14 protein-coding genes are annotated in these 19,671 nt (G+C 62.2%); 2 read left to right on the top strand and 12 right to left on the bottom strand.

The genetic code is table 11. The features are described from left to right. Positions 1–54 precede the first annotated feature (54 nt). The 5 genes from LVD11_RS02345 to LVD11_RS02325 all read right to left on the bottom strand — a co-directional run bounded on the left by LVD11_RS02345 (position 55) and on the right by LVD11_RS02325 (position 6,797). Positions 55–1,914: a DUF885 domain-containing protein gene (locus LVD11_RS02345; protein WP_237055547.1), complete on the bottom strand. Its 1,860-nt coding sequence runs from the start codon at positions 1,912–1,914 to the stop codon at positions 55–57. A 47-nt stretch (positions 1,915–1,961) separates the two neighbouring features. Continuing rightward, the gene (dxs, locus tag LVD11_RS02340; protein ID WP_237055544.1) at positions 1,962–3,875 is read right to left on the bottom strand and encodes a 1-deoxy-D-xylulose-5-phosphate synthase; all 1,914 of its coding nucleotides are present in this window, start codon (positions 3,873–3,875) and stop codon (positions 1,962–1,964) included. Positions 3,876–4,025: 150 nt separating this feature from the next. Beyond that, positions 4,026–4,937, bottom strand: coding sequence for a polyprenyl synthetase family protein (locus tag LVD11_RS02335; protein WP_369413300.1), 912 nt, complete (start codon positions 4,935–4,937; stop codon positions 4,026–4,028). Beyond that, positions 4,938–5,201, bottom strand: a complete 264-nt coding sequence (xseB, locus tag LVD11_RS02330; RefSeq protein ID WP_237055542.1) for an exodeoxyribonuclease VII small subunit — start codon at positions 5,199–5,201, stop codon at positions 4,938–4,940. Positions 5,202–5,291: 90 nt separating this feature from the next. Next, the gene (locus LVD11_RS02325; RefSeq protein ID WP_237055541.1) at positions 5,292–6,797 is read right to left on the bottom strand and encodes a PQQ-dependent sugar dehydrogenase; all 1,506 of its coding nucleotides are present in this window, start codon (positions 6,795–6,797) and stop codon (positions 5,292–5,294) included. A gap of 739 nt (positions 6,798–7,536) precedes the next feature. Here LVD11_RS02325 and LVD11_RS02320 point away from each other — a divergent pair. Then, positions 7,537–8,106: an HNH endonuclease gene (locus LVD11_RS02320; RefSeq protein WP_237055540.1), complete on the top strand. Its 570-nt coding sequence runs from the start codon at positions 7,537–7,539 to the stop codon at positions 8,104–8,106. 11 nt (positions 8,107–8,117) lie between these two features. Here the strand turns inward: LVD11_RS02320 and LVD11_RS02315 are convergent, their stop codons facing one another. From LVD11_RS02315 to LVD11_RS02290, 6 genes are all read right to left on the bottom strand, one after another. Continuing rightward, positions 8,118–9,116, bottom strand: a complete 999-nt coding sequence (locus LVD11_RS02315) for a D-alanine--D-alanine ligase (protein WP_237055538.1) — start codon at positions 9,114–9,116, stop codon at positions 8,118–8,120. A 26-nt stretch (positions 9,117–9,142) separates the two neighbouring features. Continuing rightward, positions 9,143–10,009 carry a penicillin-insensitive murein endopeptidase gene (mepA, locus tag LVD11_RS02310; protein ID WP_237055536.1) on the bottom strand — a complete coding sequence of 289 codons (867 nt, stop codon included), beginning with the start codon at positions 10,007–10,009 and terminating at the stop codon, positions 9,143–9,145. A gap of 311 nt (positions 10,010–10,320) precedes the next feature. Then, the gene (hisC, locus tag LVD11_RS02305; RefSeq protein WP_237055534.1) at positions 10,321–11,415 is read right to left on the bottom strand and encodes a histidinol-phosphate transaminase; all 1,095 of its coding nucleotides are present in this window, start codon (positions 11,413–11,415) and stop codon (positions 10,321–10,323) included. Beyond that, the gene (locus LVD11_RS02300; RefSeq protein WP_237055532.1) at positions 11,415–12,485 is read right to left on the bottom strand and encodes an FHA domain-containing protein; all 1,071 of its coding nucleotides are present in this window, start codon (positions 12,483–12,485) and stop codon (positions 11,415–11,417) included. Before LVD11_RS02300 ends, hisC begins: the two co-directional genes overlap by 1 nt. Then, a complete protein-coding gene (locus tag LVD11_RS02295; RefSeq protein WP_237055530.1) occupies positions 12,476–13,759 on the bottom strand; it encodes a S1C family serine protease in 1,284 nt (427 codons plus the stop codon). The genes LVD11_RS02300 and LVD11_RS02295 overlap by 10 nt, the downstream gene beginning before the upstream one ends. Positions 13,760–13,903: 144 nt before the next feature. Next, entirely contained in the window at positions 13,904–15,688 is a 1,785-nt protein-coding gene (locus LVD11_RS02290) for a trans-sulfuration enzyme family protein (RefSeq protein ID WP_237055528.1), read from the bottom strand. A 917-nt stretch (positions 15,689–16,605) separates the two neighbouring features. Here LVD11_RS02290 and LVD11_RS02285 point away from each other — a divergent pair. After that, on the top strand, positions 16,606–17,073 hold the full coding sequence (locus LVD11_RS02285) for a hypothetical protein (RefSeq protein ID WP_237055526.1): 468 nt from the start codon (positions 16,606–16,608) through the stop codon (positions 17,071–17,073). A gap of 6 nt (positions 17,074–17,079) precedes the next feature. Here LVD11_RS02285 and LVD11_RS02280 read toward each other — a convergent pair whose 3' ends face one another. Further along, a complete protein-coding gene (locus tag LVD11_RS02280; RefSeq protein WP_237055524.1) occupies positions 17,080–19,644 on the bottom strand; it encodes a serine/threonine-protein kinase in 2,565 nt (854 codons plus the stop codon). Positions 19,645–19,671 lie beyond the last annotated feature (27 nt).

Genomic DNA, 19,671 nt, shown 5'->3' with positions numbered 1-19,671 from the left:
GCGGGGGAGCGTGAGACTGCGGGCTGGGCGGGCAGCGGGACCCGCCCCGGGAAATTACAGGGAAGCGGCGGCCTGGCCGGCGCTGCTCTCCTCGGCGTCGTTGCCGGCTCGCTGAGAGGCCTGGGTTTCGATCCAGGCGGTCATGCGGCTTTCCAGCACGTTCAGCGGCACGGCGCCGGCACCCAGCAGGTGGTCGTGGAAGGCGCGGATATCGAAGCTGTCGCCGAGTTCTTCCTCAGCTGCCGCGCGCAGTTCCTTGATCTTCAGCTGGCCCAGCTTGTACGCCAGGGCCTGTCCCGGCCAGACCAGGTAGCGGTCGATTTCCACGGTGACATCGTGCCTGGGTTTGGCGCTGTTATTCATGAAATACTCGATCGCCTGCTCGCGGCTCCAGCCCAGCTGGTGCATGCCGGTGTCCACCACCAGCCGCACCGCGCGCCACATGTCGTAAGTCAGAGCGCCGAAGCGGCTGTAGGGATCCCGGTACAGTCCCAGGTCATGCCCCAGGCTCTCGGAATAGAGGCCCCAGCCCTCGACGAAGGCGGTGTAACCGCCCAGCCGGCGCAGCGGGTGCACGCCTTCCAGTTCCTGTGCCAGGGCAATCTGTAGGTGGTGGCCGGGCATGGCCTCATGTACGGTCAGCGCTTCCATCTCCCATTTGGGGCGGCTGTCCAGGGCGTAGGTGTTGGCGAAGAAGACCCCGGCGCGGCCCGCCTCGATCGAGCCGGGCATGTAGTAAGCGGTGGTCTGGGATTTTTCCGAGTACTCCGGGATCCGCTTTACCCCGTACGGCAGGCGGGGCAGGGTGCGGAACAGCTTCGGCAGCTCGCCGTCGATGCGCTTGGCGATATCCCGGTAATCGCGCATCAGCGCTTCCCGGCTGGTGTGGAAGAAGCGCGGGTCGGTGCGCAGGAATTCCGTGAATGCCTTGAAATCGCCCTCAAAGCCGGTTTCGGCAATGATCTTGTCCATCTCCCCGCGGATACGCTTCACCTCGTTGAGGCCGATGCGGTGAATCTCGGCGGGGCTCAGGGCGGTAGTGGTGTTCTCCCGCACCTTGTGCGCGTACCAGCGCAGGCCGTCGGGGCGGCTCGTGAAAGCGGTATCGGTGACGGCACCGGGGATATAGTCACGCTCGACAAATTCCGCCATCACGCGCCAGGCCGGTACCAGCTCATCGCGGTAGAGCGCGTGGGCACGCTTTTTCAGGCGGCGCTGCTGGGCAACGGGAATGCTGTCGCGCATCTCGTTGAATGGTTTGAGCAGCGGGCTGTCTTCCGGGTTTTCCGGGATCAGTGCGCGGATCTGTGCCGGCAGGTCACGCAGGGTGATCTGTGGGGGGGTGATCTCCTGCTCCAGCCCGCGCTCCATCAGTTCGCGGGTCTGCTGCACCAGTGCGGGGAGCTTTTCCAGGCGGCTGAGGATGTTCTGGTAGTCGGCCACTGAACCGGTGGCCATGGCATTCAGGACGCCCGGGACATTGCGCTGGATACCACTCATATGGGTAACCGGCAGCAGGTGGTCCGGAAACTGGAAGCCTTTCACTTCGGTCAGCAGGTCCTGGTAAAGCAACTGGTAATCCAGCTGCAGTTCACCGGGCAGTGCGGAGTCGTCCAGCTGGCGGCTCGCGGCCAGCATGCGACGGGTCTGTTCGCGGCGGCGCTTGATGCCCTCCAGCGAATTATCGGTCCAGCGATCGTCCATCCCGGGGTAGCCGCGGTAGGTGGCACTGGCGGGATAGCTCTCCATGATCCAGCGGTAGCGCAGGTCCTGAAGACCCTTGAGCCGGGCCGTGGCGCCCTCGGCGGGCAGTTCGGCAAACGCTTCGTTAAAGGCGCGCTCTTCCATTGCGGTAGTGCCGGTTGCAGCGCACAGGCCGATGGCGGCGAGCAGGGATTTGCGGAAAAAGGACATGAGTACCTCTCGGTGCGGATTATTCTGGGGCGCTGCGGGGCGGGCGGTTAAAACGCCGCCGCCTGGCCCTTTATGTTCTTGTCGTCGAGTTGCTCCAGCCGGCGGCGGATCTGTTGTTCCATGCCGTCCGCGTCGAGGCCGATGCCGGCCAGCAGGTCCTTGTGCTTGCCGTGTTCAATGGTGCGGTCCGGCAGCCCCAGCTGCGCCAGTGGTACCAGTGTGCCGCGGGCGTTCAGGTACTCGGCCACCGCGCTGCCGGCACCACCGGCAATGGTGTTTTCCTCCACGGTGACGAGCAGCTCGTGCCCGGCCACCAGTTCATCGATCAGGTCCTCGTCCAGGGGTTTTACCCAGCGCATATCGGCCACGGTGGCATCCAGGCGCGACGCGGCTTCCAGGGCCGGGGCCAGCAGGGTGCCGAAGTTGAGGATGGCAACCCGGCGCCCGTCGCGCACGCGACGCCCACGCCCGATGGGCAGGGCCTGCATTTTTTCCTCGATCGCGACGCCGGTACCGGTACCGCGGGGGTAGCGCACTGCAGCCGGGCCCTCATGCTGGTAGGTGGTGTACAGCAGCTGGCGGCATTCGTTTTCGTCGCTGGGAGCGGCGATCACCATGTTGGGCAGGCAGCGCATAAAGGTGAGGTCGAAACTGCCGGCGTGGGTCTGTCCGTCCTCGCCGACCAGGCCGGCGCGGTCGATGGCGAAGGTAACATCCAGGTCCTGGATGGCGACATCGTGCACCAGCTGGTCGTAACCGCGCTGCAGGAAGGTGGAGTAGATCGCCACCACGGGTTTCTGGCCCTCACAGGCCAGGCCCGCGCCCAGGGTCACCGCGTGCTGTTCGGCGATGGCCACATCGTGGAAGCGGTCGGGGAAGCGCTCGGCGAACTCCACCATGCCGGAGCCTTCGCACATTGCCGGCGTGATGGCGACCAGCTTGTCATCCTGCTCCGCCATGTCGCACAGCCACTGGCCGAACACCTGCTGGTATTTGGGCAGCTTGCGCTCGCCGGGCACGGCGACCTGTACCTTGGGTTCGGGTTCCAGCTTGTTCAGCGCGTGATAGCCCACCGGGTCTTCCTCGGCGGGGCCGAAGCCCTTGCCCTTGGTGGTGACGATGTGCAGCAGCTGCGGGCCGCGCTGGCTGCGCAGGTTGCGCAGGGTGTGCACCAGGTCGTGGAGGTTGTGGCCGTCCAGGGGACCGACATAGTTGAAGCCCAGCTCCTCGAACAGCGTCCCCGGGGTGATCATGCCCTTTACATGCTCCTCGGTGCGTCGCGCCAGCTGCCAGGCCTTGGGGATCACCGACAGGATCCTGCGGCTGCCCTCGCGCATGCTCAGGTAGGTCTTGCTGGCGAGGATACGGGCAAAGTAGGTGGCCAGGCCGCCCACGTTCTTCGAAATGGACATGCGGTTGTCGTTCAGGACCACCAGCATGTCGCGCCCGGTATGGGCGGCGTGGTTCAGGGCCTCGAAGGCCATGCCGGCGGTCATGGCGCCGTCGCCAATCACGGCCACCACCTTGCGCTCCTCCGGGGATCCCAGGGCCATGCCCAGGGCCGCGCTGATGGAGGTGCTGGAGTGGCCCACGCCGAAGGTGTCGTAGGGACTCTCGCTGCGCTTCGGGAAGCCGGACAGGCCGCCCTGCTGGCGCATGGTGTGCATCTGCTCGCGGCGGCCGGTCAGGATCTTGTGCGGGTAGGTCTGGTGACCCACGTCCCACACCAGCCGGTCCTCCGGGGTGTTGTAGATGTAGTGAAGGGCGATGGTCAGCTCCACCACGCCCAGCCCGGCACCAAAGTGCCCGCCGCTCTGGCCGACACTGTAAAGCAGGTACTCGCGCAGCTGCGAGGCGAGCTCGGGCAGCTGGCGCTCGTCGAGCGCGCGCAGTTGCGCCGGTTCGTCAATGGTGTCCAGCAGCGGGGTATCCGGGCGTTTACGGGGGATTTCGTCGAACATCAAGTGTCCTGTAACTCCACCAGGGCGCGCGCCGCCGCGAGGGGCCTGTCGTGCCATGGTATCAATTGCAACGATTCAAACAGGGGATTGTATGCCTGTGGGGGGCAGAATGCATCCCGGTTGGCGGGGCCGACAGCGCTGTCCGGCGGGTCAGTGACCGCGTTGGACGATAAAGTCTGCCAGCTGCTCCAGCAGGCGGCAGTTGCCGCCCAGCCCCGCCAGGTTATCCAGGGCCTGTCGGTGCAGGGCGGCCAGTTTGTCGCGTGCGCCGTCCAGCCCCAGCAGGGAAACATAGGTGGGCTTGTTGCGGGCGGCATCCGCGCCCTGTGTCTTGCCCAGGGTGGCGGTATCGGCAGTGACATCGAGGATGTCATCCTGTACCTGGAAGGCGAGACCGATGGCGTCGGCGTAGGTGGTTACTGCGTCCAGGTGCTGGCGGTCGGCGCCGGCGATCAGGGCACCGATACGGGCGCTGGCGCGGATCAGTGCGCCGGTCTTGAGGCGGTGCATCTGTTCCAGCTGGGCCAGGCCCGGCTGTTGGTTGACCGCCGCCAGGTCGATGGCCTGGCCCGCCACCATGCCGCAGGCGCCCGAGGCCCGGGCAAGTTCCTGCAGCAGTTGCAGGCGCAGCTCGGCCGGTGCATCGCAGCCGGCGAGCAATTCAAATGCGCGGGTCTGCAGGGCGTCACCGGCCAGGATGGCGGTGGCTTCGTCAAAGCGGATATGACAGGTGGGCCGACCGCGGCGCAGGTCGTCGTCGTCCATGGCCGGGAGGTCGTCGTGGACCAGTGAATAGGCGTGGATGCATTCCAGGGCGGCGGCGGCGATGTCGCACAGCTCCCGGTGGCGGGCACTGCTGTCGATGGCAGCGGCGCTGGCATAAACCAGCGCGGGACGCAGCCGCTTGCCAGGCCCAAGCGCCGCGTAGCGCATGGCCTCATACAGGGTTTCCGCGCCGGGCTCGGCACGGGCCAGGGCGCTTTGCAGTTGTCCCTCGACCCGGTCAGCGGACTCTTTCAGGAATGCCTGCAGTCCACTGGCGGAATGTGCTGGCGTGGTCACTCAGGTGCCGTCCCCGCGGTCGTCGGCGGCGCTGCCGGCATCAAAGGTCTGCTCGCGGACCTCGCCGTTTTCCTCCATCAGCACCTTGACCTTCTGCTCGGCGCTGGCCAGCTTCTGCTGGCATTCCCGGGTCAGCTTTACGCCGCGCTCAAAATCAGCCAGGGCATCCTCCAGCGGCAGGTCGCCCGCTTCCAGGCGTTCTACCAGCTGTTCCAGCTCTCCCAGAGCCTGCTCGAAAGTCGCGGGTTTTTCTTTTGCTGCCATAAGCCTGTTGCCTCAGCCCGGTGGTATATTGCGCCGCGGCAACCTTAGCCGCTGCCGCGTCCACGGTCAATCTCGCCGACCCCGCCCGGTTCAGCTGCCGGGCTCGGTTCCCGGCAGGGTGATGTCCGTCTCCTCCTCCAGGGACATTAGGTAATGCGCCAGGGCGCGTTTCTCGGTGCCACTGAAATCGTACTTGGGCATCGGTGGTGTCGGGGTATCGAAATAATCCGCCAGGGAGCTGAGGGTGTATTTGCCCGACAGGTTCTCCAGCACCACCTGTTCCGCATGGCATTGGCCACAGTTGTGCCGTCGATAGAGCTCGCCACCACGCTGGGCGGCATCGCTGTCGATGGCCACGGGTTTGGGTGGGGCCTGTATCCGGGGGGCGCGTCCGGCAGCGGTCACCGCCCCGGCCTGTTGTCCGGTGGTGACCCTGTAAATGGCTCCGGCGTAGTCATCGGAAATGTAGATATTGCCTGCGGCGTCCTCGGCAATAGCCACCGGGCGGCCGAAGACCTCTTCCCGTTGCGGGCCGAGGAAACCCCAGAGGAAGTCCCGCTGCCGGATCTCGCCACTGTCATCCCAGTGCAGGGAAACAACCTTATAGCCGTCCTTCACCGAGCGGTTCCATGAGCCGTGCAGTGCCACCAGGGCCACATCGCGGTAATTCTCGGGCTGGGCCGGGCTGCGCAGGAACTGGATCCCCAGCGGTGCGTTGTGTGCGGGGAAATTGTGCACAGGATTGCGGGAGTTGGCGATCTTCGCCTGTATCTCCGGCCCGGCATCGACACCCAGGTCCGGGTCCGGGATGCGGTTGCCATTGGCGAAGGGCCAGCCGTAGAAGGCACCTTGCTCCACCAGGTTCAGTTCACAGGGCGGGAAATCATCACCGAGCCAGTCGCGGCCGTTGTCGGTGGCGTAGAGGGCGCCGTCGACCGGTGACCAGTCAAAGCCGACGCTGTTGCGCAGTCCCGTGGCGAATATTTCCAGCCCACTGCCGTCGGGGCGAAAGCGCATGATGGTGGCGCGCTGCGGATCCTCTTCCTCGCAGACATTGCAGGTGGAGCCGCTGCTCAGGTACAGCCAGCCATCCGGTCCCATGCCGATGGTCTTGGTCCAGTGGTTTCCGGAGTCCCCCAGGCCGGTGACGATGCGCTGGTAGCTGCCGGCCAGGCGCCCGTCCGAGTGATCGAAGGCGACACGGCCGACGGCATCGCTCTCGGCGATATAAAGCCAGTCCTCATGCAGTACCAGGCCGTGGGGGCGGCTCAGGTTCTCGATCAGGATGCGCCGCCCGTCGCTGCGGCCATCGCGATCACTGTCCGCATGCAGCAACGATACCTGGCCGCGCATCGGCTGGGACACCAGCAGGTCCCCGCGGCGTGTGACGGCAAGCCAGCGTGCGTTGGGCAGGTCGTCGGCAAACAGGTCCACGCGGTAGCCCTCTGCCACGCGCAACTGGTGCTTGACCACCTGCTCATCGGTGTCCCCGCCCCCGGTCAGCTGTTTCCACGGAATATCGACTCCGGGGGTGAGGAACACCAGGGCAGCGAGGCCTGTGGCCAGCGTGACGAAAAAAGTTAGCGCGTATTTCAACAAGTTGGTTATGCCTTTTCTTGATATTGTAATGGTTTGTAATAGAGTAACGGTCGTGGACACGTTGTGCGCAACCTGCGCAACGCATTTCCCCTTCCCCCGGGGCCCGGATTCTTCCAGTCAGCCTCATCTGCGTGCGATATCTCCTACGCTTGTAGGATATCTCGCACACGAAATTCAGCCGATTTCCCCTGTTAAATTTTTCCCCCCTGTCCATAATGTAATTGCAAGGACGCGAAAGGGACTGACCACAGCGGCAAGGGATGCATGGATAGATGAGCCGCTCCGCCCAGGGAATTGGGCACCATCCTGTGAGACGCACCGTTCGGGCGGGAAGCCCGAGCGGTGTTTTTAATTTGGGCGCACGGTTTTTTTGGGGGCCGGCAAGCGCCGCCGCAAAGCGACACGGTCCGCACCACCGTCGCCATTTTCTTCCTGCGATTTTCCTGTCTGGAAATTGAAACAATATTCCGCTTTAATCTCAACGAACCGGCCATTTTTTGATGCGGCCGGCGGAGGGTGAAGCATTCCGTAATTCAGCGCCAGAAACGTCCGCCACTCCTGTAGCCTCCTTGACTCCGGCGGGCCATCTCCCTCTCACTGTCGATTTTCAGCCAAAGCCCCGTCGGCTCGCCCGCGGGGCTTTTTGTTTTCCGGAATCCGTTGTTTCCGGCGTCCCGAGCCCGGGGGCGCCGGTATCTGCACAAGGTCTTGGGGCGGATGATGGAGTGGGGGTGTCATGACGGAAGCGAGAATACTGCGTCTCAACCTGGCCGGGCAGCCGCTGGAGTGGCTCAACTGGCAGGAGGCAGCCTGCCTTTATGTGCGTGAGCTGGTGACCTGGTCCCTGGGCGGGGTGGTGCAGCGGGTACATGGCGGAATCAACCGCCATGGTGAGCGCTCCAGCCTCGACCTGGCGGCGATCATCGCCTGTGGTGGGGAGCGCATGGCGCGACCGCGGCGCCGGCCGCCGCTCACCAACCGGGCGCTGTTCTACCGCGATCGCCATACCTGCCTTTACTGTGGCAGCGAATTTCGCACCGGTGAGCTGACCCGCGATCATGTGCACCCGGTTTCCCGGGGCGGTCGGGATGTCTGGGAAAATGTGGTCACTGCCTGTCGCCGCTGCAACCAGCACAAGGGAAACCGGTTGCTGGAAAATCTCGATATGGAGCTGCTGGCGCTGCCATTCTGCCCCAACGCCGCGGAGTACCTGGCGCTGATCAACAGTGAGCGGATCCGCGGCGACCAGATGGAATTCCTGCGCGGGCAGTTTTCCAGCGGGCGCAAGGAAGGCTGGCTGGTCTAGGCCGTGCGGTGTCAGTTGCCGGTCGCGGCACGGATCAGGCCATGCAGGTACTGTCCAAAATCGTGGCCGGCGTTTTCCATCATTTTGGGAAACATGGAAATCGGCGTCATGCCGGGGAAGGTATTGACCTCGTTCAGGTAGATATCACCATCATCGGTGAGGAAGAAATCGATGCGCGACAGGTCCCTGAGTTGTAGCCCGTTGAAGGCTTTGCGGCTGGCGGCCTGGATCCAGCCCAGCTGCGCGTCGCTCAGGCCCTGCGCCTCGACATGGGTAACCGCGCGGCTGCCCTCGGCATATTTCTCCTCGTAACTGTAGAAAGTATCCGAGGGGGCGCAGACCTCGCCGGGCGGAGTGACCACCAGCTCGCCGTCATAGGTATAGGCCGCCACTTCCAGCTCCCGCACTCTCAGGCATTTTTCCACCAGCACATAGGGAGACAGCTCGAAGGCCTGTTGCAGGGCATCGTCCAGCTCCTCCCGCGAGGTCACCTTGTAACAGCCCACGGAAGAGCCCTGGTTGGATGCCTTGACGAAAATCTCTCCCCATTGCTCCAGTGCCATGGTGGCCTTGCCCAGTTCCTCCGCATCGCCACTGCACAGGAACTGGTAGGGGGTGTTGTCGATGCCCAGCGCGCTGAGCCACAACTTGGTACTGATCTTGTTGAAGCAGGTTTTGCTGGCCTCGGGCCCGCAACCAAAATAGGGAATGCCGTAGAGCTCCAGCATCGACTGCAGGTCGCCGGTTTCCCCCGGGTAGCCGTGGATCGCCGGGATCACATAGTGGATTTCGGTATCGCTGTTGCCGTCGTCGCCGCGCAGGTGGCGATCCTGGCCCAGCCGGAAAACGCGTCCGGCAGTATCCGCCAGGCGACCGTTGCCGTCCATCTCCACGGGGATGATTTCCAGGTCGTCGAACGCCTGCAGCTGTCGCTGGATAAATTCCGCGGTACGCACCGATACTTCGTGTTCGCTGCCGCCACCGCCGCAGATCAGCAGGGTATTGATCATCGTTGTATTCCCTGTTTCAGGCGCCCTCAGGGCGCGGTCAGCACCCGGGCGCACTGTTCCGGCATGGGCCGGGGTTTCTTCTTCGGCGCCGGCTCTTCCGGTGCCCGCAGCAGCGCGTAAAACTCATCGCTGAACCACCAGTCCAGGTCACTGCCGCAAGGCGCGCCGCGGGGCGGGCGCTGCGGTTTGCAGTTGGCCTCGCCCTCGGGGCAGGCCAGCCGCACATGGAAATGGTAATTGTGGCCCCACCAGGGACGCACCTTGCGCAGCCACTCGTTGTCCGACCCGGCCATGTTGCACATTTTGCGCTTGATGGTTGGGTGGACAAAAATTCGCTCCACCCGTTCATCTTCCGCCGCTATCCGCAGGATAGACGGAATTCGCTCGTCCCAGTTTTTTTCGATCAGGCGGTGCTGCTCGGTGTCAGCCATGGGGATGGCGGAAATATTGTCGCGCTCCCAGGCAGTCAGCGCCCGCTTCCCGGCGCGCCTGTCCTGCGAATACCAGATGTCCACATCCAGTCCCACCTGGTGGCTGCGGTGCCCGGAGGAAAAGGGCCCGCCGCGGGCCATGGACATATCGCCGATCTGCAGGCGACCCAGGTCCTGCCGGGCCACCCGGCGGGAAAAGTCCTCCAGGAAGCTTACCGTCTCGGGATGGCCGTAATGGCGGTCGCGACCGGTGCGCACCAGCTGGAAGCCCTCGCCGCGCAGGGGCATCTGCCGGGCGCCACTGAGGCAGCCATTGGTGTAGGTGCCGATACTGGCGGGAGACAGGGTGGAGGGCTGCCCCACCTCCTCCCAGGGGTTGCCGCCGGCGGGACCGGCAGCCGCGGGACCGGCGGCCGCGATGGCGCCGCCGAGCAACAGGGATGCGATTTTTCTGGTAAACATAAGCGCTCGAGTGTGGTGTAAGGTACTAAACGCTGATATCAGCGGGCCGCTGAGCGGCCAGATGCAAGGCGCATTTGCGCAGGCGTAGTGGTTCTACGGCAAGCGAATGCAACACCGCAGATGGCTGCTTAGCGGCCCGCCCGAAGGGAGCCCCCCAAATCGCCCACAGCGGCGTTGCCGCTCTTGCAAATGGAACCACCATTCCCTGCGAGCGACGCCTTGCTGTGAACAATTTGGGGGGCTCTGATATCCGCATTTAGTACCTTACATCACACTAGTGCTGACTCCAGAGCACATTATAGAGGCTCCGGTTATCGGGTCTGTGACTTGTCTTTTGTCGCCTGGATTTCCCTGCAGGCCTCCAGTAACGCATCCATCTCCGCATCGGTGCCGATACTGATGCGCAGGTAATCGCCGATGCGGGGCTTGTTGAAATAGCGCACCAGGATCTGCCGTTCGCGCAACTGCAGGTACAGTGACTCCGCGTCGATCGCCCGGGGGCGCGCCAGGACAAAATTGGCCAGCGACGGCACCACCTCAAAATCGAGTGCCGCCAGGTCGGCGGTCACCCGCTCGCGGGTGGCAATCACTTTGGCGCTGGTTTCCCGCAGCCAGCCGGCGTCGCTGATGGCCGCGGCGGCCAGGCGCTGCGCCACGCTGTCGATGGGATAGGAGTTGAAGGAATTCTTGGTGCGCAGCAGGCCCTCGATCAGGTGCGGCTGGCCCAGTGCGTAGCCCAGGCGCAATCCGGCCAGGGCGTGGGACTTGGACAGGGTGCGGATCACCAGCAGGTTGGGGTAGCGGTCGATCAGCTGCGCGGCGCTGTCGCCACCGAAATCGATATAGGCCTCGTCGATCGCCACCACGCGCCCGGACTGCAGCTGCAGCAGCTGCTCGATTTCCGCCAGCGGCAGGAAGCGGCCCGTGGGGGCGTTGGGATTGGGCAGGATCACCCCGGCGGCAGGGCCGGCGTAGTCCTCCACTGCAACACTGAAATCTTCCCGCAGCGCCGGCCGGCGGTGGGGGATGTCGTACAGCTGGCAGTACACCGGGTAAAAGCTGTAGGTGATATCCGGGAACAGCAGTGGCTCGTCGGTTCCGCGGCGGAAGAAGCTGTAGAAGGCGTGGGCCAGCACCTCATCGGAGCCGTTGCCCACGAACACCTGGGCCGGGTCCAGGTCCTCGGCCGCGGCGATGGCGGCACACAGTTCCGTGGACTCGGGATCCGGGTAGCGGCGCAGGGCATCCGGCAGCTGCGGGTCCGCTAGCACCTCCATGGCCCGGGCCGAGGGCGGGTAGGGGTTCTCGTTGGTATTCAGCTTGACCAGGCGCGTGCCGCGGGGCTGCTCGCCCGGCACATAGGGCTCCAGCGCCGCCAGGGCCGGGCTCCAGAAAGGACTGCTCATCACTGTTCCTCCATGCCGGGTTCCTGCGTGGCCTCATCTTCCGTGGCCGGGGACTCCCCCGGCGCGGCGGTTTCCCCGTTGTCCCCGGCGGCGGACTCTTCCTGCGGGATCTCGATATCGTACAGGCCGGATGATTCCGCCAGGAATTCCTGCATCGGCTGCGGTTCGCGCAGGAGGAGATCCTCGTACTTGAGCGTGGTGGATATCTGCGGGATGCCGCTGAATTCGGCCATGCCGGCAATTTCCTCGGCCAGTCCCAGGCCAAGGAAGCCCAGCGGCAGCAGCAGCGAGACGGCCCAGCGCCAGCCGCGGGATATATTCAGCGCCAGGTAACAGGCACACCACAGCATGGTGGGCAGGATCACCGCCAGCACGGCAAAGTTCAGCAGCGGCATGGTCTTGCCGATGGCGAAATTGAAATCCAGCAGGCTGCGGAACCACTCCCAGCAGGTATAGGCCAGGGCACCCAGTGCGGCGATGGACAGGTGGGCAAAGAAGCGTGTGTCGTGGCGCACCACGCGGCCGATAAACGCCCAGGCACCGGCATAGAGCAGCAACCCGGCCAGGCTGCCGATGGCCAGGTTGATGACCGCGGTCCACTCCAGCCGGCCGGCAAAATTCAGGTACGCCAGCAGCAGGGTCAGTACCGCCACCACTGCCAGCAGGCTGATGGCCTTGGCCGGGTGCGACAGCCGCTCCAGTATGCCTTCCAGGGAGTGCAGGGGCACTGCCGGCGGCACCGCCGATTCGGAATGGCTGATGCGCAGGTGGGTACGGCCCACCTGGATCTCGTCACCGGACTCGATCTGGCGCCGGTTCACTTCCTCGCTCTTGATCGAGCTGTCGTACAGGTTGCGCACCAGCTGGGTTCCGTTGACGGTGTCCAGGTCGTGCAGGACAAAACCGCCGTCCTCGTCGCGCAGGATTTCCGCATGGGTGGGATCCGCGTGCACATCCTCGATAATCACATCGTTACCGTAGCCCCGGCCCAGCGTCAGGCGCTCGCCGTCCATGCGGTAGCGCGCCTGCACGTGGCGGGCGCGGTTCAGCTCTTCGATTATCAGTGCCATTGGATCTCGCTCGTAAACTTCTCGGTAAACGCCTCGGCGGATTCCTGGGTAAAGCCGGACAGGGTGAAGTGGCTCACCAGCGCGTTGTTCTCCCGGTCGACGCTCAGGCTCAGGTAGAAGATGTCATAGAGGTCGGGGAAATCCTTGTAGCGGCGCACGCAGTAGCTGGTGCGGGCGATCACCGGTGGCTTGTTGTTCTCGGCCTTGGGTACCCCCGGCCGGCCGTTACGCGGCTGGGCGGTGAATGACTGCTTGCACTTGAAGTTGGTGACATCCTCCTCGCCGGCGTCGTTGCCGGGGAAGAAGGTGCTCATCTGGCGCTCGTATTCGCTGTAGAAACGGGCGGGCAGCAGGTCCTCGGCCTCGAACCAGAAAAACTCGTATTCCACCCGCCCGGTATTGAAGTCATCGGCGAGGAACACCACGTCCTGGCCGGTGCAGCCCTTGTCGATACGCTTGACCGGGTTGTCCTCGTCTTCCTCTGTATTGCCCCAGCACTGGATGGCGGGAATGATCTCCCCGACTACCTTGGCCTCACCCAGGGCGCGCTTTTTCCACTCGGCGCCGAGGATGGCTTCGATGATGCGCTGCTGGTTGGCCTTCAGTTGCTGGCTGGTGACCGCGTGCAGGTCGACGGAGTTTGCCTCCCTGCGGTAGTGGGACAGCAGGCGGGAGAGTTTCTCCACCGGTACCAGGAAACTCACCTGGTTGCCCGCGGTGGCCACGTTGATGCCCACTACCTGGCCGCGGGTATTGATGGCGGGGCCGCCGCTCATACCGGGGTTGATGGAGCCGGCAAAGTGAATGCGGTCGTAGAAGCTGCCGGTGGCAATCCCGTTATAGGTGCCGGGAATCAGGGTCATGCCCAGATCCAGCGGGTTGCCCAGCGAGACGATGGTCTCGCCCCGTTTCGGGGTGTCACTGGCCAGCTGCAGGTGGGACTTGCCGGGCCGCTCCAGGCGCAGGATCGCCAGGTCGTTGATCACGTCGATATCCAGCAGCTTCAGGTTGCCCTTGTCCCCGTCCACCGAAACAAATTCCAGCAGGTACTTGTCCGGGTCGCTGACGGCTTCCGCCACCACGTGGTAGTTGGTGGCCAGCAGGCCATCGGCGGAAATCTGGAAGGCCGAGCCGATCGCGGCCTTGGAATTGGAAGTCTTCTCGATCAGGCGGATCTGGTACAGTGTGTCGCGATAGTCGCTGTACAGTTGCTCGTAGCTCTGCGCCGCGGCGAAACCGGAAAAACAGCACAACAGCAGTATCAGTAGGCGCATGCAAATTCTGGGCATTATGTGTGATTAAATTATGGGCAGAAGGCCGTGGATATTACGGGATATAAGATAGTGCAACAAGCGGCGCCACACAGCCCCCACTGGTAAAGTTATGGCAACAGCAGTCGCCGGCGCAGCCTGTTGCGGTCAGAGGTAATCCGCCACCTGTGGAAATTCCCGCGCCACCCGCCCGTGCACTTGCGTATAAAAACGCGCAAACATGGCGTCCGCATCTTCCGGGGACATAAAGCCCGCGCTGAAGCCGGGGCTGTCCGGGTCCAGGTGCAAGCGGGCGCAGAGAAGCACCTGGGCCACGAGCGGCGCCATATCCTCGTCGCCCACCGAGATGCGCAGGGTGGTGGGATAGATGTGTGCGGCGCGCTGCGCCTCTTCACTCAGTTCAGAGTGGGAGGTGAGTGCCGGGCACAGCACCATGGTATTGGTCTGCCCCAGGCTCACCATCTGGCCGAAGCCGGGCTCGAGCGAATCGAAAAAGCGCTGGAAGGCACCGGTGGGCAGGCCGGCGCCCTCCATATCAATGGTGAACAGCGGCACCGGCAGCCCCAGGTGCAGCAGCTTTTCCCGCAGCGGTGCGTTGGCGTCGTTTTCCAGTGCGTGGCTGTTGACCCGGACCTGGGGGTGGCTGGCAAAAAAGTGGGCCAGGCACAGGGTGTTGATGCACTTCTTCAGCATGCGCATTTCCAGGGTGCGCAGGCCCTCGTGCACCTGCCAGGCCTTGTCCGCATCCAGGAACGCGCCCTTGATGTAATACACATCCCAGAACAGGCATGCGCTCCAGTCCAGCCCATTCGCCGTCTCGCCCTTGGGAATAAACATGCGGTGCGCCGTGCCGATGACCACGCCGGCGGTGGCGGCACCGGTGCCGCCGATATCCTTGGTGTAGGAGTGCAGCACAAAGTCCGGCCGCTCCACCGGGTCGCGCCGCTGCAGCGGCCGGTTGAGGAATGGCGTGGCCAGGGTGGAATCCAGCATGACCGTCAGCCCGCTGCGGTGGGCCGCCGCGCAGATCGCGGGAACGTCGAGCATGGTGCCGTGCGGATTGCAGGGGGACTCCAGGTAGACGCTCATCCGCGCCCCGGAAGTGAGTGCTTCCTCATGCGCGCCGCGCGCCGCCCGCAGGCACTGCTCGAATTCCTCCCCGCTGGTGCCATCGAACCACACCAGCCGGATGGCCAGCTTGTCCTCCCGGGCATAATGGTCCTGCAGTATCTGGTGCACGCCGCCGTAGACGTGGCGCGAGACAACCAGGATATCCCCGTGGCGCAGCTGGTTGGCCAGCAATGCATCCACCGCCGCCATCCCGGAATTGAAATTCCACGCCAGGTAGTCGCCGGCATAGGGGCCGCACTCCAGGCCCACCATGGCGTTGGCCAGCGCGATGGCGGTGGGGTTCAAAAGGCGGGAATAGATATCGTGGCTGGGCTCGCGGCCGCGGAAAGCGTCGCCGATCCACTCGGTGCAGGCGTAGATGTAAGTGGCGGTGCGGGCAATCACCGGGGTGGCGGCAAACACGGCGGGGATATTGTCGAACAACGGGTAGCCGCCGCGAGTGGCGGCATTGAATTCCTGCTGCCCCTGCAGCCCGCGGAAGCTGTCGCGCAGCGGGCCCTGTAATTCGTGCAACAGCTTGGCCAGCTGGAAACTCATAAAGCGCTTGGCGTTGAAATAGGCAATACGGTCGCGCCGGTCCAGGCCGCCGAGGATGCGGGCGCTCTGTGCCACCATAGCGGCGATATTGCCCTGGGCCCGGTACAGTTGCTCCGCCGTGTCCAGCAGCAGCCCGCCGTGCTCGCTGTCCGGGTCGATATGGAAATGCGCCAGTTGCTCCCGCGCCAGGGCCGGGATATCCCCGGCCTGCGAGCTGTTGCGGCGCGGGGACAGTATCCGCGCCCGGTCGATGGATTCGTTCATTGGTCGCCCCTGTGGTCAGAGCCCTTGCCAGCCACAAGCGTAGACCCGCTGACCACAGGCAGTTCGGGCAGCGCGCGGTGGGGATCCCGCCACCGATACCTGTTGCCACCACGAGACAGAGCAATAACAGGGGGCGGCCTGCGGACGACGCGGGATCCCCTGACCGGTTTGTCCTGTGCCCGGCGGGTGTAATTGCCTGTAATTCTGTGTGATCGACCTGTAATGCCCCGGCCCGTAGAGTAGCTGTCATGGTTCAGGGGGGACATTGCCACTGTGATGTGTCCGCGCAGGACGCCCGTTCCCTGACCGCTGTATCCGATATGCCAAGCCCGGGAAACCCGGCGTGGCGCGGAAACCCATTCAGCGCAAGCTGAATCGTCAGGCCGGCCCCGGCTTTCACAGAGCCTTTGAATGCCGGGGTGTGGGGAAGGGCCTGACGCGGGGCAAGGAGGCTCCATTTCGCTCTTGATAGTGTTGTTGTAACCGTCGATGGCTGGGACCATCATTCGGACCGGCAGTAACCTGGTTGCTGCCGGTTTTTTTTTATTTTCACTCACCTACTAGCCTGTATGGGGTGGCGTCCGGAATTACTGCTTCCTGCACGCACCAAAAACCGGCAGTGGGCCGGAGTCCGCTGCGGATGTCAGTGGTCAATTACTAACCTCTACCGTTGGAATCTCTGCGTTATGACCTTGCAAAGTTTGCACTGGCCTTTCTAAAAAGCAGATGTAATCCCCTGTAATTGATTTTGCTTCTGCGATCCCTGCGCTGATGGTACATTGGTGCGCGTGCCGCACGTCACAAAAATTCTGCGAATTCGATACAGGTTCCCTCTTGGCCCAGGCAGCTTTGGTGCCGGGTGGAAGGGCGTGCGGGTTCATCTTTTCTAATGGATAGGGAATTGGGGATAAAACAAAATGAAAGAATGCAAAATCGACGTGCCTGCGGAGGAGCTGGTATCCCGTAACTTTACGGTGACACCGGTGGCCCAGAATGACCAGAAGTGGGTAATCACTGACGACAAAGGGGAAGTGGTTGACGATATCCTGGCCGAATTCAAGAGCCTAAATAATGATGGGCGAGGTTATGGGACTGCCATTCTGAAGTTTACCCTCGAGGGTGCGGGTTGGAGTTGGGACTTCAAGTCGTGTGGCCGGAACCGGATTCCGGGTATCAACTTCTGTAGCCGTCCCAAATCACCGCGCGTGCGCTCAGAGTTTCAAAGTTATGTAGATGAAGAGGATGGACAAGTGCTGTATCTGGAGCTTGATCCAAAGCGTAAGGAGAATGGAGCGCAGCGGCGATATCAGTTCTGTTGGGTGGCGAGACGAAATGGGCATAAATACAAGTCTGAGGATCCGGCGGTTGTGGTAGAGCCTAGTTAATTCTCGTCAATTGCAGAGTTGTTCATTTACTATTTTTGAAGTCTCGGGTAGGCCGCAAAGTTTTTTAAATACAGGTAGTATAAAAAACTTTGGGCCCATCCCGTTTTTTAAAAGTGTTTCAACAAAGTAGTTGGCAGATCTGTATTCATCTGCCAGTAAATATATTTGAGCGGCAGTAAATTTGATATTGGGGTCATCTGGATATTTATTAATAAGCTTGTGTGCTAGTTCAATTGATCTAGATTTCTCCCCAAGATAAGCGGTGGAAAGGGCGTAATACCTCTTCGAGGTCGGGCTGTCCTGCTTCGATGTTATCGATTGTAGTCTTTTGAACGATTCTAGCGCCTTTTCTGATTTGCCAGTTATTAGGTATATTTCTGCAATATTACCTAGTGTGCTTGGATCGTTTTTTGATAGTTTGAGAGAGCGGTCGTAGCTCTGCAAGGCGGCTGTGTAATTTCCTTCAAGAAAGTATGCGGTTCCAATGTTGGTGTACATGTGCCAGGTGCGAAAGCCGTCAGGTATTTTTTTGTAGATGTTTTTGGCCTTTTCATATTCACCTGATTCGAGAAAGATTGCACCCAAGGTTTTATATGAGGTCCAGTGATTTGGGTGTTTATTTATGATTTTGGTTAATTGCTCGATTGAGGACTGATAGTTGCCCATATGGTATTGGTTGAGCGCAATCAGGTAATGGTTTTCTGCTGATGGGTTTAGCTGATTGGCCTGCTTGGCATAATTTAAGCTTTGCTCGTAATTTCCTTGGTTTCTTGAAAATCTTGCTCGTTGGGTTAATAAATGTGCGGATGGGAATCCTTCAGTCTGTAACTCTTTGATTGTGCTATCGAATTTTTCTTCGTCGTTTAGAAAACCTCTTAAGACAAGCTCAAGCTCAAGTATTATTTTTTTGTTGTCGATATTGGAGCCCAGGTTTTTAAGTAACGTGAGGCCCTCAAAGATATACGATCTATCATTAGTGATCGTAAATGTTTGCCAGGAAAGCTTGGTGAATAGTCTGTAAAGGTTGAGGTTTTCAGGGTTTTTGTTTAATAATTTTCTAAGGGTATTAAGGTCTTCTTCCCGTATGTCCTTGTTTTCAGTTCTTGACAGTATGGCAATATATGTTTGGTAATCCGCTATAGAAAGCATTTGTGCGGAATTGGCTGGGCCATGATACTGCTTGTCAAAAAGACTAAGAGCTATATTTGTCAATGAGTAGCTTGATTCCCGTTGCTTGCTCGCCAATAGCGTCATGCCAGCTTGGTTACGTATTTGACTGTCTATCGGCCCAATCCGTTGCAACTCAATCTCACACCGCACCCGCGCACACTCCAGCCGCGCAAACAGCGCATCCGTCACGCCCTTGTCCCGCAATGCCTGCAGTTGTGCGTCAAAATCCTGCCCCTCTTTCGGGGTAAAGCTCACCAGCGCGCTGGCTTTCAGTTGTGAGACGGAATTCATCAGCGCCTGGCGCACCATGGTGGCGGTGAGGGCTTTGGCGTTGTCCTCGCCACGTACCTCGCCGCTGATTTCCACCGGCATGACGGCGATATATTGCGGCTCCAGGCGGGTGGCGTATTCCCAGCCGAAGTAGCCGGCGACGGTGAGGGCGCCCAGGGCGGCGGTGTAGCCGAGCCGTTTGTACAGCTTGCGGCGCTGGCTGGGGGGCTTGCGCAGCAGGGCGGTGACGGTGGCGGAGAATTCGTCGCTGTCGGTGTCGGCGGCCTGGTGCTGGTGCAGGAAGGCCAGCGCCTCGTAGACCTGCTGGGCGGATTCCGGGCGTGCCCCGGGCTGCTTGGCCAGCAGGCGGTCGAGCAGGGCGGCCAGGGGCTCCGGCAGTTCGGGGCAGGCCTGCTGCGGCGGGATATGCGGTTCGTGAATTACCTTGTGGGCCAGTGCCAGGCTGCCGCCGTCGCCCTTGTCGAGCGGGCGGGCGTTGCACAGCAGCTGGTAGGCGATGGCGCCCAGGCTGAACAGGTCGCTGCGCGGGCACAGGGTCTGGCCCTGCAGCTGTTCCGGGGACATGGCGTCCACGGTGCCGGCCACATGGTCCTCGCGGGTGATATCGGTACTTTCCTGCTGCAGCGACTTGGCGATGCCAAAATCGGTGATCTTGGCCGTGACCCCGCCGGTGCCGATGGCCAGCAGAATATTGTCCGGCTTCAGGTCGCGGTGGACGATGCCCAGGCTGTGGGCCTCGGACAGACCGCGGCAGATCTGCATCAGCAGGTCCAGCTTCTCCCGCAGGGTGGGGGTGCGCTCGCGCATCCACTCCTTGAGGGTGGTGCCCTCCACGTACTCCATTACCAGCGCGATATCGCCATCGCGCTCGATCACGTCGTACAGCTGGACAATATTGGGGTGGTTGAGCTGGGCCAGCAGGCGGGCCTCGGAGCGGATGCGGGCGCCGGCGGACTCGGTGGTGGCGTCAGCGCGCAGCTGCTTGATGGCCACCGGGCGCTGCAGCTGGGTGTCGCGGGCCAGGTACACCACGCCCATACCGCCGGCGCCGAGCGCGCGCTCGACCCGGTAGCGACCGAGCAGGGACTGTGGTGGTTCGGCGATTTCCATGGCCATTTATTCTTGTTGGAGACGACA

The sequence above is a fragment of the Microbulbifer sediminum genome (assembly GCF_021729035.1).
GTDB lineage: Bacteria > Pseudomonadota > Gammaproteobacteria > Pseudomonadales > Cellvibrionaceae > Microbulbifer > Microbulbifer sediminum.
The sequence above is the reverse complement of the archived record's forward strand: the minus strand, read 5'-3'. Positions and strand labels throughout refer to the sequence as shown.

Excerpts from the sequence above, each read along its gene's own strand:
- LVD11_RS02345 (WP_237055547.1), bottom strand. The coding sequence starts at position 1,914 with ATGTCCTTTTTCCGCAAATCCCTGCTCGCCGCCATCGGCCTGTGCGCT.
- dxs (WP_237055544.1), bottom strand. The coding sequence starts at position 3,875 with ATGTTCGACGAAATCCCCCGTAAACGCCCGGATACCCCGCTGCTGGAC.
- xseB (WP_237055542.1), bottom strand. The coding sequence starts at position 5,201 with ATGGCAGCAAAAGAAAAACCCGCGACTTTCGAGCAGGCTCTGGGAGAG.
- LVD11_RS02320 (WP_237055540.1), top strand. The coding sequence starts at position 7,537 with ATGACGGAAGCGAGAATACTGCGTCTCAACCTGGCCGGGCAGCCGCTG.
- LVD11_RS02315 (WP_237055538.1), bottom strand. The coding sequence starts at position 9,116 with ATGATCAATACCCTGCTGATCTGCGGCGGTGGCGGCAGCGAACACGAA.
- mepA (WP_237055536.1), bottom strand. The coding sequence starts at position 10,009 with ATGTTTACCAGAAAAATCGCATCCCTGTTGCTCGGCGGCGCCATCGCG.
- hisC (WP_237055534.1), bottom strand. The coding sequence starts at position 11,415 with ATGAGCAGTCCTTTCTGGAGCCCGGCCCTGGCGGCGCTGGAGCCCTAT.
- LVD11_RS02300 (WP_237055532.1), bottom strand. The coding sequence starts at position 12,485 with ATGGCACTGATAATCGAAGAGCTGAACCGCGCCCGCCACGTGCAGGCG.
- LVD11_RS02295 (WP_237055530.1), bottom strand. The coding sequence starts at position 13,759 with ATGCGCCTACTGATACTGCTGTTGTGCTGTTTTTCCGGTTTCGCCGCG.
- LVD11_RS02290 (WP_237055528.1), bottom strand. The coding sequence starts at position 15,688 with ATGAACGAATCCATCGACCGGGCGCGGATACTGTCCCCGCGCCGCAAC.
- LVD11_RS02285 (WP_237055526.1), top strand. The coding sequence starts at position 16,606 with ATGAAAGAATGCAAAATCGACGTGCCTGCGGAGGAGCTGGTATCCCGT.
- LVD11_RS02280 (WP_237055524.1), bottom strand. The coding sequence starts at position 19,644 with ATGGAAATCGCCGAACCACCACAGTCCCTGCTCGGTCGCTACCGGGTC.